Source organism: Pseudoalteromonas sp. GCY (genome assembly GCF_016695175.1).
In the GTDB taxonomy this organism is placed as follows: Bacteria; Pseudomonadota; Gammaproteobacteria; order Enterobacterales; family Alteromonadaceae; genus Pseudoalteromonas.
Genome location: NZ_CP068023.1, coordinates 1,813,299 through 1,827,411 on the forward strand (window position 1 = coordinate 1,813,299; position 14,113 = coordinate 1,827,411).

The following is a 14,113-nucleotide window of genomic DNA, read 5'->3' on the forward strand; positions in this document are numbered from 1 at the left end:
AATTGACATTTCCAACTGAGTTGGCATTTTTAACTATATCGCGGGCCGCTTTTACCAACTTGGTAGAAGTTATGATGTTTGCAAATTGTGAGTTTAACCAGTCTGTGAAAAAGTAAAAGGTGTGAGTGTGAAGAGATCACCACCTAAGTTGAGTTTGATGCTCAGAAAGTCGACTTATGCCCTCACGAATATCCGTCATGGATATCTCTGTGCGCGCTTCGCTGAGCAATCTTAATGATACAAAGCGTAATACATTGATAATATCTGCTCCACTTAGTGGATATTGCTCTGCAAGTTTGTTTAAGCATACGTTGCTTGACAGGCTAGATTGGTGACAAAGTCCGCTTTGCCAAATTTCCAGTCGCTGTGCAGCCCTTGGTGCTTGAAATTGGACAATCGATTCAAATCGGCGAAAAAACGCGTCGTCGATATTATCTTTATAGTTTGAAGCTAAGATCACCACACCGCTAAAGCTTTCAATACGCTGCAGCAGATAGGCGACATTTTGATTAGCAAACTGATCGTTAGAAGAGGTGGTTTTTAAGCGCTTAGTGAAAAGCGCGTCCGCTTCATCAAAGAAAAGGATCCAGTCACGATGCTCTGCAAGGCTAAACAGCTGTTCAAGGTTTTTCTCTGTTTCTCCAATGTACTTTGAGGTGATCAGCGATAAATCGACCTTATAGACTGATTTATCTAGTATTTTTCCAAGTACGCTCGCCGTTAGGGTTTTTCCTGTTCCGGGAGGGCCGTAAAACAGTGCACGGTAACCGGGGCGGAGTTGTTTACCAATTTTCCATTGCGTTTGTAGTGTCTTGCCATATTGAACCCAAGTAATAATTTCGTTTAGCTGATGACGAGTGGTATCTGGTAGCTTTACATCATCCCATTCAAGTGCTGTGTTTACTTGGGTTGCAGGAAACTGATGACTTGTTTCTGGCCGATATGGCTCTGCAGTAGTGAACATTTGTATAAACTCGGGTTTAAGAACCAGGGGGATGTTTAATCGTGATATACCCTCAGATTCTCGATGACTGTCCACCATAAGGTTAAGCAATTGGCTGGAGTGGAGCGTTTGAAGGACATCAAACTCCGTGTTGAGATTATTTCCGTCAAGAATGAATGCCGCCGTGATCCCCGTTGTGAATATCTGCCCTTGAGATTCTTGTATACCAAACTCACTGAAAGGGCGGTTTGTTTGTTCGTTGATTGACAGGAAAATGTCGAGTACAGGGGCTTTGATAACCGGAACAAATGCTAGAATAATTAATAATCTTTCAATCAGGTTTGGCTTGCTGCGGGTAATAAAGTCCGCAAATTGAGAGTCTGAGTTATCTAGCGTAGGTGGCAGTGGAAATTCTTGCTCAGTATTCTCGAGTGACTGTCCAAAGTAATGTGACACACGATATTGAATAGCATGCTGCAGCCAGTCGCACTCTTGTTCTACGTCTTTGGCATTTAAAGCCGCTTTGGAAGGAGTTTGAGCTAAAGGCTCAAAGTTAGATTGCCACATTTTACTTCCTTATTTTCTAAATAAGCGTTCCACAGTGTAGTTTGTACGGCTGCGAATCTGATTGGCAACTTTAGGGATTATGTTGGTATAACAGACTAATTGCTGCAGGTTCTTTTATTTAAGAGGTGGTTGGTTACGTAAAAGAGCAGGCGAGTTGGTTATCCTGCTCAGTCTTTACATAAAGATCATTGAAGTGCCCAGTAAATTGGGTAAGTACCTGAGTTTTCGCCAATCATAATTGTGCGTATTGTGGTGCCACTGTTTGATTCTTCAAATGGAGTATAAGTTGATTCAAGTACACGGCCGTTAGTTTGCTGCTGTAGCTGCACCTCATCGCCTAAAATACCTATTGAATAACCTGACTGAAATATATAGTGTTCAATTTCTTGTATTTGATCAGATTTAGCACCATTGTCATTGTCTTTTAGCTGTAGCCAAACTGTCGTACCGATAGGAATAGAGGCGCTATTTAACAGGTCAAGAACGTTGTTAGCTATATCAAGAGGATTGTTATTTGTGTTATTGATAGAAGACACATTGAGGATAAACATCGGCATCAATGCCAGCGCGTATCCGTGCTTGTCACTGGTGCCCGTAATTCTGTCGGTTTCTTGAGCCGTTAGCGCAACATCCCACTCATTGTCTTGTGTGTTAAGGTTGCGCATACAAAAGCTATAACCTTCGCCTTTATATTTGTCTGCGACACTTGGCTTCATGGTACCGTTATAAATAAAGCCTTTTGCACCTGGGTGGGCAACACTGGAGTAGGCCAGATTGGGATCTGGCATATTCGTTACTCTGACATAACTTGGATCGTCTTTTGAACCTAAAGGTTTTTTGGCGTTCATAATCTAGTCTCACTTAATGCGTTTAATTAATTCAGGGTGAAAGCAACCAAATAGATAAATTGGTTGAATTAACTATAAGAGAGGCTGGTTTTACCAACTTGGTAAAAGTTATTTTTCGGTTGGTATATTTTACTTTATCGCTTTTATTGAGGTAAATGTAGGAAGAAAGGCCGACAAAGGCGGCCAAAGAATAGAAGCAAGATTCAGTTTTTAAGTGCATTTTTGATGGTTTTAATCCAATCGCCATTTGCGTCACTTGAAAACTGCCAGTTCATAATACCACCCAGCTCAGTGGTGTTTTGAATGGGGTCAATAACCGCTTGAATAATAGTCTCTGCCGGCATGTATCCAGAGCCTGCGTCGTGTGCTGTCACAGGGAACCCTGCAATAATTTTCTTCGCAGACATATTCGGTAGCTTGATATAGTCCATATAGGAACTAACGATTTGATCTGGGCATGCGCTCCAAGGTGGATTGTTGTAAAACTGAACGTTTAACCAGTCAATATCCTCTCCAACTTGTTCGACTATTTTAAGATAACCTGCCATGTAACCACCATGCTCTAGGTAAGGAGGTTGCGGGGCGTGGGAAATACAGTAGCGGGGTGAGGGCAGTTGTTTTCTCAGAGACCGTGTTAATGATACGAGAAACTGTACGCCGTCATAACTTGCATTCGCGATAAATGCAGCACTATCTTCATAGTCGATATCAATGCCGTCCAGATGATTATTTTTAACAAAGCCCGCCAAGGAATCAGCCAGCTTGTCTGGATCTTGAGATAACGAGTAATATACGTTGTGATCCATATCGCCACCACCAAATGAGATCAATACTCTTTGCCCATTTTGCTGCATGGTTTGTATCGCTTCTATCGTTTGGGCTGTGAAGCTGGTCTCTGTGGCAGCAATTGCACCGCTTAAAATTAGCTTAAACGGATTGTTTGAAGCCGAAGATAAAAACGCCAAGTTTACTACATCGTAAGGAAGCTCACCGGCATTGGCCAAAGGAATAGCACCTGAATTATAGTAGGTAATGGTTTTAGACATCATCGCTCCTTATGAGAAAAAATAATCTGTTTGCGAAAACTAGTTCAGTTTACGGATGTTTGGTATTATAAAGGACTACAGGACAAACTCCTGTAATGGGTGTTAGACCCAGATGCTAGCCGTTGTGAACGGCAACGTTTGAACTTATTTGATACATTCCCCTTTAGAGTCTAGGTTTCATAAGAGAGGCCAAAAATTTCGATGCTAAAGATGGATTTGAACGACCCGCAGAATCAATGATCAACTTAAAAATTTCCTCTTCATTTTTTTCTGGAAATCTAGATTTATACTTTTCCATTAATTGGTTCATCGTCAACCCTTCCTTTTTCATAAAAACAGATAACATTCTTCCTAGAGGCGTAATTTTCTCTCGCGTATCTTCCATTTGTCTGTTTCGTACTTCTATAGCTCCTTCTGTAACAATTTGGTGAAGATTTGGATCCACCTCTTCTCCTTTTTGTTTTGCCTGTTCAGCGTCGTTGAAAATCTCACTTGCCACTACTGGAATATTTTTTACCTTGCTTGTGTAGTTCTGTTGTCTCACATTACTATCGTAGCGCAACATGTATAGCAATGCAGCCGTGGATATAGCACCTAACACCGGCAAGAGACCCATGCGTTGAATTGGCTGTGATAAGTTTGCCTTCTGAGTTGCTTCGTTAGCGAGTAACAGCTCTTGAGAACTATAATTTTCCAACTCTTTCACCTTTTTTTGTTCAACAGCGTTTCGTCGATTATCCGCAAACTCATGCTTAATATGGATTTTATTCTGAGCAACTGAATTAACTGCTAGTCTATTTTTATTTTCTTTCGATTTCTCAACTTGTGTATACATATCTTAAACCCTCTTAATTTGTATATGGCATTATCACAGCCGCGCTATCGCTAAGTTATTAGAATTACAGCGACGTAGTTATATGAGATTCTAGGTAGTGCTCTATATTTAGTTGGTTCGACTCATCTGAAAGCGCTACCTTCTAAGTGAGCTTCCAACAATATATTTTTCCCTACCGTCTTCAGGGCCCCCTATATAAGTACTCATCATTTCATTGATTGCGGCTTGCATTAGTACCTTTGGCTCGCCATCACCAGGGCCTTTGTCTTGCACAGCATTTTTCATATTTCTTAACATCTCAGGCCAGTTACCACTGGCTAAGCGACTGTATTGCTTAGTTAGATCCTCGATTGCTTTATCTATCTTTTGTCTATAGGCAAGGCGTTCAGCCTCTCTAGCTCGTTGCAGTTTCTTTTGCTCATAAAGATAAAATTCAGCGTCGTTATCTGCGCCAGTGTCAGGCCCAAAGTTCATTTTCTGTAATGTACTAGGAATATTATTAGTGGGCTTAGGAGTGAATACTCTTTTTAATTTACCGGGCTGCTGAAACCTAAAGCAGCCAGTATTTGAAGTACTGATATTTGATGACACTTTTTGGTCTCGTTTTAGGGATTGAGCTAGGTGTGTATACATATCTTATTCCTTATAAATTAGGTCTTAACATTTAATCTGAAGCCTTGATTATCGTTAATGCAAACATCGATGTATTATCAGTGGCCATGGCGGTTATCAATTTCATTTACATAGGTATCGAACTTGCCTAATGAAATAGGTGAACTGCTTAACCGGCATTTAGAGGGTCACTGGAGTATCTACTCAATTTTACCTAAGCGCTGTGCCAATTCTCCCCAGTCCGTTGCTTGCTGCTCCAGAGTTGGGTCGTCATTTACAGCTATGCCATTTACCTCTGTGGTGGGCTTTACTATCCCCAGCGCTTGTTGAACAACATGACCAAGCTCGTGGGGAAGGTGTTTCTCTTGACCTGGGGCCAAGTAAATATCCTTACCCTGAGCATATGCATGGGCTTGTACTCTTGAAGGCTTTGACGAGTTGTAGTGCACTCGCACATTGGCTAAATTAACGCCGGTGAGCTTTTCCATGCCCCGTCTGAGGCGTATTGGTAAAGCGCAGTTCTGAAGAGGAGCGTTTTTCGCTTTTCGCTGACTTGCAGGACTCTGCCTTATCGTTCCGGTAGTGTGATGCTGTCTGGTCTTGAGTTGATAAAATGTCATCGTGTTGTTTCGTGTTTGTTGGATACTTTTACTATAGGCATGGTATAGCGGTAACGATTGGTAAAAAGTCTGGAGTCGTTGGTATTTATTCGTAAGGTTACTGCAAATTGAAAGAAGGTATGCATGAAAAATACCCGACTGAGCCGGGTATTTGTGACTTTTATTCAGTAGCTTCAACAGCTCGGGTTGCTTGTTGCTCTGCTTCATCTGGGGTTGAGGTGGCAGGGGCATCAAACGCTTGCTGATAGACACTCTGATCTGCTGCGACGACGGCGTTGTTCGCGATATTTTCAGCCTCATAAGGCGTAGCCGTAGCGTAGCCTGTGGACTGAGCTGCCGTAGCGACCTCAGCTTGTGATACTGCTTGCATTGCTTGTTGTTCTGCATTGAGAACGGATTGTTCATTTTGAGTGGTCATGATGGAATATCCTTACTAATGGTTAAATTATGCACTGTGTAGTGCTTCGAATGGGCCTTCAACCCAAACATCGTTATGAGTAAACAAATTGATGAGCTCTAGCGGCCGCGAGTCAGCTAGTTCAGATAAAGAAGTTTCCCAAATATTGCGTTGGGAGCGCACTTTGATGAGCTTATGCTTGTCCTGTTTCCAGTTTACTGGCAGAAATACACATCTTTCTTTGGCCTTTTGACCGTAGAGTCTATCGTTGGCAGAGAGAAAAACTAAGTTTCGTTTGTGGTTATCCGCAAGGTTAGACTCTTCCACGCAATAGCGTAATGACGCTCGAAACCAGTTTGGAAATGGCAAACTGGATGGCTGGTTTTGGTGAGTCGTGGTATTGTCTGTGGTTGCTTGAGGACTCTGTTGATTATGCCAAGTGTGTAGTGCATCTATAGCCAAACTTCGGTATTGCAAAAGCGGGAGTGAGTCAATAAAGGCTGGCAAATCGTCATTTTTACTTAACTTAAAGCGTTCATAAGCAAAATGTAATTGGCCAATTGCGTTCAGACGTGAAATAACCAGCTCTGGGCGGTTTAAACCAAGTATTTCAATCGTAGTTTGACCTTTGGTTAATTGTATTGCGCTATCCTTGTCTAATGACTGAAGCCATCTCGTAAACGCAGGCGATTCCATCAAGTCGTGTGACTCTTGAAGTAATTCGGGCTGTGACCAAACAAGCTGCTCGGCTTCATTGTGACTGATAGATTTGCTGTCCATCAAAAAAGTAGACAAAACATCAAAGGCATAGGCTCGACCTGATTGAGGGTCAAAGCGGACAAATTGTCTTGGGTCTTCTAGGTAAGGGCAGACTAGTAAGGGCTGCTCTTGGTCGATATTAATCAGTGGCGCACGTTCGCCAACAAGTGGAAATTGACCACCTTTATATTGCTCGTGACAAGCATTACAGACAAAAAGTAGGTTGTTTTGATCATATGCCAATGAAAAGTACGGCGAGCAGGTCGCCACTACGTCTAAATGTGTTGAAACCGGTCTTTCCAGTAACTCAACAGGCCTGAAGTGGCCAACTTCGCCGGAGTTTGTCGCTAATAAATAGCTTTCGCAATAGGCACAGCAGCCATTACTGAGTTGTTGCAAGTGAGCTTTCAAATGATCGGATGCAAATAGCGCTGTATCAAAAGCGGCATAGTTAAACCCCACATTAACCAAGTCTTCTGTTAAGCCTGTCAGCCTGAGCGTGATAAATACTAGGTTATTTACTAAGTCAGGAGCGTAGCCCTCGCTTACTAGCTGCTTTCTATCTTCAATTGTCAGCGTATGATATTTAGGTGCGTCTACCAGGCGCGCCATGAGTGCTTGCATCTGTTTATTTGCTGCTGCAATTTTTACGTCTTCGTCTGGTAACCAGGCTATAGGTTTACAATCTATTTGGATCATTGTGGTCAGGCTCCCTGCAACTTGTTTTATTCGCCTTGCGTGTCAGCACTGCGCTGCATTACATCATGTTGAAAGACTTGATTTTGATGCATTAGCTGCTTTTCCATGTTTTTTAGCGTTTCTTCCATCGCTTGTTGTGCGGCCTCAGCACTTTGGCGAGCTGCGACTTCCTGCTCCGTATATACTTGCTCTATCTGTGCTTGCTGGTCCTCTAATTGTGTTACTTGCGCTTGCAGTAATGTATCTTGGTAGGGCGTTTCGTGAGCGTCAGATTGGTTTATTTGAGTCTCACTCTCGAGCGCATTATGAATGCTGGCGAGATGTTGACGAGACTGTTCAATTAGCTGTGAAGATTGCTGTAATGACATATCTATAGTGTGTTGTGCGCGATTAAGCATGGTATCAATGTCGGCTAAAATGCTATTCATTTGTTTCGGCATAACGGCTTGAGAGAGTTCACCAAGCGCTGTAACCTTTTGATTTTTGGTATTCATTGTTCAGTCCTCTTATTATGCAACCAGCGGCCAGTGATTTTGCACACTCAGACACCCTTGGCTATCAACATCAAGCAACGCTTCGCTGTGATATAGGTCATATAAATAGTGCCGGCACTGGCCGGCCTGACAGACATAGCTGTCTTTTGCTAATGAGTTGATTAGCGTATGTTGAAGCGTTTCAAGATAGTCATTTGCAGCTTGCACTAAATCGCCCTTACCTAGGTCTATGTTAAGCACGATATTAAGTAAGCCTGCGCTGAAACTGCTAAAGCCCAGATATTTTCCACTTTCATGCCATTGCTTAATCGCATTGTGTAGATCAATAGCTTGAAGTTCGTAGGTGACCACAGGAGAATCTAAGTTGGCATTAACCACCGGAGAGAGGGTAGTAATTGCGTCATTTAGCGCACTAATAGGACTTGGTGAGCGCTTTTTCCACTCAAGGTAAATACATAAATATCGAGCAAATTCACTTAGATTTTGTGCTTGCTGAGTTGCCCATTGGCACGCTGGGATAACGGTTTGATTTGATAGTTCATAGTAACGCTCACAATAACAAATAACATGGTATAAGTTGAGTTGATCCTTAAATGAGGCGCTCCAACCCAGAGCATGGTAACTCAAGTTATAACGTCGATAAAACAGTGCAATTTTGTTCAGAATCGTACTATCTAACAGACGGTATTTGGTTAATAGATCAGCTAAAATTGCTTTGCCTTTTTCAGAGTCTCGATTGCTCAAGGTCGCGAGGTCTCTGAGATCATTAGTAGTCAACTCGAGTAGTTTTTTCACATCGATTGAAATGGGAATATGATGTAAGTAGATCAACGTTGAATTCATCAATCCCAAGTAAAGCTGCTCGATAAATTGCGCTTCTGACGAAAAGCGCATTATCTCGCTCTGTTGTATGAGGGCGTTGACACTCTCTTTTCCCTGATTTAAAAATTGGATCAAGGTTTGCGTTTTGTCGGAAAATTGCGCCAACTGTTCAATTTCTGTGTTATTCACTACGATCGTCATGTTTGCCTCCCGTGCCAGCGTCAGTGACGTGAGCCCCCATTAGCTTCCACCACTTGGAAAATTATTGAGTAGATCACTGGCAGAACTACCGACATCGCCAAAGTTTTTCGTACCATTTTCAACCATCTTGTTAGCCGCTTCGATGATACTGTTGTATTCTTCGACCTTACCAGTCGCCAGCATTTGTGAAATCGCAACCCCCATTGCGGTAGTCGCCATGGTATTGATATTTCTTAGGTTGTCGGTTGCATCTTGAATTGCAATTGCCGTTGATTGAGAAACTGACTGATAAGCCTTACCGGCACCAGAGAGTTTATTTAGCTCGCCGCTTAAGCTGGCATTTTTGATGATATCAAGCGTCGCTTGTGTTGATGGCCCGACATTTGTTAACTCATTCATATGCTTTGCCTCGGTTAATTTAAGTTATGTTGGGTTTACCTCTAGGTGCTTTTTTTGCTATCAGGGTCGAGGTATTGGTGCAGGAGTTTTTGTACTACCTCTTCAATTTTGCTTAGATCCAGTTGTTCTTCAGGCGTTATGGGTTTTTCTGGTTTGGGCGGTGATTGCTGTAGCATTTTTGCACAGCTCGCCGCCGCAGCAGCAGAAGCTGAAGTTTGAGCATTTTGCTGTGCAGTGACGGCGTTATACATCGACATCCCCATGGTTTCGGTTGCCGCAATATTGAGCATGCCCATTGATTGCATTGGAGCAGAGCCCGTTAATAGGGTATTAACTTGATTCACTGAATCTGAGATTTGGTCGTTTACTGTACTCATTTTGCTAATTCCTTTCTTATCCTGGTTTAACAGAAGCCACGCCAGAGCTGATAATGAGTGCACAGCACTGTGCTACACTCGCATTGGATATCATCTGACCTCGAGCTTCGTTCTGCACGGCGTTATCCATCAATAAAGAGATAGAGTTTCCCATTGTGATGGCGGCTACACCGAGCGAAAAAGTTTGTGCTTCGACAAGGGGTAACATGGTATTTCTCCAATTTAGCAGCACTTAAGTCTTGGTGAGTAAAGTCGTACTGATGTTGGAGCCATCAGTACGACTTAGCACTTAACGGTAGACTTTAGTGATGCCTTCCGCCGTAGTTGCCGTATTGATACTCATTAGGGTATCTACGCCTTGCACCAATGCGGCTTGAGCAGTCACATTATTATTTTGCTGTCCAGTTGTTGCATTGTGTGCAGCGTTTGAGAGTGCTTGGCTAGTAGCAATCATAAAGTTACCTGTTGCCACAGCAGGTGCGTCACCGAGTACTTTCGTATTCACTTGTGAGACTGAGTCAGTGATCTGACTGTTTACAGCTGTTGGAAATGCCATAACTATCTTCCTTTTAAAGTAGTAAATGTCTAGGCTTTAAAGCCCGTTAGTTTGTGACTGAACCGAGTACGTTATGCAAAAATCTTACTTGTCGCGATGCCAGTCGTTGCAGTGTCAATGGAGTAAAGTAAATTTACGCCCATTGTTGTTACTGCTTGCGCAGTAATATTTGCCTGTTGTTGTGCGGCCGTTGCGTTGTGAGCCGCGTTCGCCAATGCCTGAGAAGTTGCCTGAAAGAGGTTTCCCATAGCGATAGAAGGCGCATCGCCTAGCACCTGTACATTGGCTTGTGTAACAGAGTCTGTAATTTGACTATTTACAGCGGTTGGAAAAGCCATAGTGTTATCCTTATTGTCGTTAACAAGTTCAGCCTAAATATCGTTAGCTGTATTTGTAGGTATCTCACATTCCCAGATAAGCGTCTTCGTTGAGTCGCTGCTGTGCGCGATGTTGAACAAGTATCGGGGAGCCGAGAATTAACCTAATCCAGCAACCGGCTGTTTTTGTGGTTGAAGAATACTTTTTGTTGCAATACCTGTGGTTGCGGTGTCAATAGAATATAAAGTAGTCACCCCCATCGTTGTTGCCGCTTGCGCTGTCATTGCAGCTTGTTGTTGAGCTGATGTCGCATTGTGCGCCGCGTTAGCTAATGCCTGAGAGGTAGCTTGAAATAAGTTACCCATAGACATCGCTGGAGCGTCGCCTAATACCTTTACGTTTGCCTGAGTGACCGAGTCGGTAATTTGATCGTTTACTGCTGTTGGAAATGCCATAATTCCACCTTTTTAGCTTTAAGTTTGACGAATAAAAAATATGAGTGGTGCTTAGGTCTAACAAGCTAGATGGAGCTTCCTAAACACTGAGGTTAGTATAGGAAACGCAGGAGGGTTAGAATTGGCAGTACTTCGCATAATTGTTGGTATAACTCAGGAACTACTTGGTAGATTTATCTGAATCACCAGAGGTGAAATACCAAAAATTGAATCTGGTCGCTAAGAAATATTCTAACCATAGCTATAGATAACTAAGTGCTGAACACGAGAGGGGCATTCAGCACACGGTTGTACCGTTATTCAGTGTTTTGTACGGTGATCTCGATAGGCACCGGGGCTGACGCCAACGACAGACTTAAACTTTCTAACAAAAAAGCTCAGATCGGAGAAGCCGACATCGTCACATACCTCAGTCACTTGACTATAAGGGTCTTCACGCAAAAGCGTCATTGCTGTCTTGATCCTTATCCGCAGCAAAGTTTGTTTAAATGACTGTCCAACATAACGTTTGAATAAGAACGAGAGATGAGAAGGGCTGACGCACGCATAACTGGCGACCTCGCTTAGGCTCAGTGGCTTCTTAAAGTTGTCATCAATATATTGCAGTGCTCTTGCTAAAGCGGGATGAGGTTTATTGACAGGCTTTAGCTGTGATAACGGAGTAAAGTCGGCTCCATCAAGATTCTCTGAAGGGGTATAACTGTGTTCATCATCGCAGGCTATCAGTGTTTGCATGGCTTGGGTGAAATCGCTTTCAGCTTGTATTAGTGGGATAAGGTTACCCTTAGTTGGTGCGGGTTTATTTTCCATTGCGGGGAATAGAGTCAACAGAGTCTGTTTAGTGATTTCAGGTTGCTCACATAAGAACGTCAGTTTGTCTAAACAACGTTTGAGCTGTTTTACGTTATGTGGCCAATCATAACTGGTTAAGACTTCTAGCGCAGGTCCTTGAAATTGCAGTTTGGCGAGATGTTTACAAGTATGTTTGTAGTGGTTTATTAAGGCAATGATGTCTTCTTTACGGTTGTAAAGAGGAGGTATGGGTAGCTCAAGACAATGATAATGCAACCAACTCAAAAAGGAGTCGGACTGCATGTGTGTGTCTGCAGAGGTTTGTTTTTCCGCGCTAGTTGAGGTGATTAATCGTGGCGCGGGAGACTGCGGGGAAAGGGTGAGCCAGTAGTCTTTGATTGACTCGGCCTGCACTTGAGTCAGTGCGTCGATATTTTTGAGGTAAATAGTACCGCTTTGAGCTCGGTTGACAAGCTCTTCCAATAGGGTTGCTGCGCATTGACCTTGCCAATGGTTTACACACGATACAATCATATCTTCAGAATGCGATTTACTCAGCTCATGAATATGGCAAGCGGCTAAATGCTTCCCAGAACCGGGTTGACCAACAATATGTATGGGTAAATCACATTGTGCTAAATGCTGAATTTGCTGTTTCAGTTTGAAAAGTACATCACTACTGCCAATCCAAGGTTGTGCTGAAGGTGTTAATTTTACGAGTGTGGACATGGTGTTTCCTTATTTCTCATGTTGCAGAAAACATGCCATTCAAGGTTCATTTGAATGGCATGTTATGGGGTCAAGGAAACGATATGGATATTTTGACTCGGATATTGGCTCAGATACGGGTCACTTGGTTTTGTGTATTCGATTGATGGTGTTTATACCAATCTAGTTCTAAATCTTTTGCGTGACTTCTCAGAGACTCCCATACGAGAGGGTGCACAAAACTGTAGTGTTCAGCGTCTTGGGTTATCAATCCACTGCTCAACATTTTGTGTAATACACACAGGGGAGCACGAATTTTTCTATGTTCATTAAATTGGTGAAGTTGTTTCGTATCGAAGTGTTGCCCAATTCGCGCTGCAAACTTAAGAGTATTTACAACTTCACATGGCATCGAGTTGAGGCAGTGTTGAGTAAGTTGCTGTAGGGTTTCAGGAAGTTCTGACTGGGGATGGGTGGCACAAAGTAGTTGAATTAAAAATAATGGGTTACCACATGCCCGTTTTAAGGCAATAGCTGTTCTATGTTGATGTTTGCACGGAAGCATATCTCGGCTCAATAATGTGTGATGTGCTAGTTGCTGCATCGAACTGATATCTAGTGGCTTTAGATAGATAATATGTGCAGAGGAGAGCCATTTGGGAGGATGAGTAAAAGCATTTTTTTTCTGGGCAGACAGGATAAATAAAATACCAAAATGACATTGGACTTGTGTAAGTATGCTCAAAAAGTACCTGCTTTGCTCGCTTAGAGTGTGTGCATCGTCTATCAAGATCGCTTGCACTTTTTTGTGATCGAGATATTCCAGTAGATCACTGACAACCGTTTTATCAAGCAACCTTAAGCGCTCGTCTGAAAATTGACGAAGCGTCTGCTTGTGCGCAAGGCTTAAAGACAAGTCCGCCCATTGACGCATACGAATTGCGCTCAGCGGTGTGCTAGAAACGAGGTCTATTTGATGGCCTATCTCTACTTCACTATGTGCCTTAACAAGTAATAATGAGCGAACAAAATTGGCAACAAAAAAGTGAGGGTTGTTGTGATTTAAGCAGGAGTTAGTGCTAAATAGGAGGTAGTTTTTCTCCGCTCTTTTTAAGTGGCAAATAAAGGCATTGAGTAACGCGCTTTTACCTATTCCTGTCATACCCTGTAGTAAGATGGTTTGAGCGCTAGATAACGCCACCGCTCTACTAAAAATGATATGTAATTGATTAAGCTCCCATTCTCTTCCATATAATGGAGTGGGCTCGTCGTTTAACAAATAGCTATATAGCCATAAAGGAGATTCAGCTTGATCGATTAATGTATCAATACTGACTTGGAAATACTTTGCTAAATTTTGAATAGTTCTGCAGAGTACTCGATTACCAGATTCTGCTCGTTTTATTGTGGAAACCGATACTGGGAAGCGTTGGTTTGTACAGTTTTCAGCAAGCTTCTCTCTACTTAGGGCTTTTTTTTCTCAGCATTAGTAACGTTGTTTTATTTACCGCAATTCTACCTAGGTTAGGTGTAGTCATTATTCAGATCCTTGTCGTTATGTTATTGATACATCATTATTGTTGCTAGCTGTGTTTGTTGTTAATAATTTATTTATATTATTGCTTCTTTTCTATTACAAGATCTTACAGTGTTTAATTTATTGTT

General features: G+C 42.4%; 18 protein-coding genes. All 18 read right to left on the reverse strand.

Annotated features, from left to right (window positions below):
- Positions 1–136: 136 nt before the first annotated feature.
- Positions 137–1,510 (reverse strand): ATP-binding protein, encoded by a 1,374-nt coding sequence (locus JJQ94_RS13280; RefSeq protein WP_099029703.1) that lies wholly within the window; start codon positions 1,508–1,510, stop codon positions 137–139.
- Between the two features lie 185 nt (positions 1,511–1,695).
- A complete protein-coding gene (locus JJQ94_RS13285; RefSeq protein ID WP_017218634.1) occupies positions 1,696–2,358 on the reverse strand; it encodes a hypothetical protein in 663 nt (220 codons plus the stop codon).
- A 203-nt stretch (positions 2,359–2,561) separates the two neighbouring features.
- Positions 2,562–3,404: a glycosyl hydrolase family 18 protein gene (locus JJQ94_RS13290; protein WP_099029702.1), complete on the reverse strand. Its 843-nt coding sequence runs from the start codon at positions 3,402–3,404 to the stop codon at positions 2,562–2,564.
- Positions 3,405–3,567: 163 nt separating this feature from the next.
- Complete coding sequence (locus tag JJQ94_RS13295) at positions 3,568–4,239, reverse strand: hypothetical protein (RefSeq protein WP_099029701.1); 672 nt, start codon at positions 4,237–4,239, stop codon at positions 3,568–3,570.
- Positions 4,240–4,374: 135 nt separating this feature from the next.
- Positions 4,375–4,872: a hypothetical protein gene (locus tag JJQ94_RS13300; RefSeq protein WP_099029700.1), complete on the reverse strand. Its 498-nt coding sequence runs from the start codon at positions 4,870–4,872 to the stop codon at positions 4,375–4,377.
- Positions 4,873–5,051: 179 nt separating this feature from the next.
- Positions 5,052–5,339 (reverse strand): eCIS core domain-containing protein, encoded by a 288-nt coding sequence (locus tag JJQ94_RS24205; RefSeq protein WP_236596615.1) that lies wholly within the window; start codon positions 5,337–5,339, stop codon positions 5,052–5,054.
- Between the two features lie 292 nt (positions 5,340–5,631).
- Positions 5,632–5,889 (reverse strand): hypothetical protein, encoded by a 258-nt coding sequence (locus JJQ94_RS13310; protein WP_017218638.1) that lies wholly within the window; start codon positions 5,887–5,889, stop codon positions 5,632–5,634.
- A 27-nt stretch (positions 5,890–5,916) separates the two neighbouring features.
- On the reverse strand, positions 5,917–7,326 hold the full coding sequence (locus JJQ94_RS13315; protein ID WP_099029698.1) for a hypothetical protein: 1,410 nt from the start codon (positions 7,324–7,326) through the stop codon (positions 5,917–5,919).
- Positions 7,327–7,352: 26 nt separating this feature from the next.
- Positions 7,353–7,820, reverse strand: a complete 468-nt coding sequence (locus JJQ94_RS13320; RefSeq protein WP_010371699.1) for a hypothetical protein — start codon at positions 7,818–7,820, stop codon at positions 7,353–7,355.
- A 15-nt stretch (positions 7,821–7,835) separates the two neighbouring features.
- Positions 7,836–8,843: a hypothetical protein gene (locus JJQ94_RS13325; RefSeq protein ID WP_099029697.1), complete on the reverse strand. Its 1,008-nt coding sequence runs from the start codon at positions 8,841–8,843 to the stop codon at positions 7,836–7,838.
- A gap of 39 nt (positions 8,844–8,882) precedes the next feature.
- Positions 8,883–9,242, reverse strand: a complete 360-nt coding sequence (locus JJQ94_RS13330; RefSeq protein ID WP_017218642.1) for a hypothetical protein — start codon at positions 9,240–9,242, stop codon at positions 8,883–8,885.
- A 41-nt stretch (positions 9,243–9,283) separates the two neighbouring features.
- A complete protein-coding gene (locus JJQ94_RS13335) occupies positions 9,284–9,619 on the reverse strand; it encodes a RebB family R body protein (protein WP_099029696.1) in 336 nt (111 codons plus the stop codon).
- 16 nt (positions 9,620–9,635) lie between these two features.
- A complete protein-coding gene (locus JJQ94_RS13340) occupies positions 9,636–9,827 on the reverse strand; it encodes a RebB family R body protein (protein ID WP_099029695.1) in 192 nt (63 codons plus the stop codon).
- 81 nt (positions 9,828–9,908) lie between these two features.
- Positions 9,909–10,175, reverse strand: a complete 267-nt coding sequence (locus tag JJQ94_RS13345; RefSeq protein WP_010371682.1) for a RebB family R body protein — start codon at positions 10,173–10,175, stop codon at positions 9,909–9,911.
- Between the two features lie 71 nt (positions 10,176–10,246).
- Entirely contained in the window at positions 10,247–10,513 is a 267-nt protein-coding gene (locus tag JJQ94_RS13350; protein ID WP_010371679.1) for a RebB family R body protein, read from the reverse strand.
- A gap of 138 nt (positions 10,514–10,651) precedes the next feature.
- Entirely contained in the window at positions 10,652–10,948 is a 297-nt protein-coding gene (locus JJQ94_RS13355) for a RebB family R body protein (RefSeq protein ID WP_010371676.1), read from the reverse strand.
- A gap of 300 nt (positions 10,949–11,248) precedes the next feature.
- Positions 11,249–12,469 carry an AraC family transcriptional regulator gene (locus JJQ94_RS13360; RefSeq protein ID WP_099029694.1) on the reverse strand — a complete coding sequence of 407 codons (1,221 nt, stop codon included), beginning with the start codon at positions 12,467–12,469 and terminating at the stop codon, positions 11,249–11,251.
- A gap of 109 nt (positions 12,470–12,578) precedes the next feature.
- A complete protein-coding gene (locus JJQ94_RS13365) occupies positions 12,579–13,649 on the reverse strand; it encodes an AAA family ATPase (RefSeq protein WP_236596616.1) in 1,071 nt (356 codons plus the stop codon).
- Positions 13,650–14,113 lie beyond the last annotated feature (464 nt).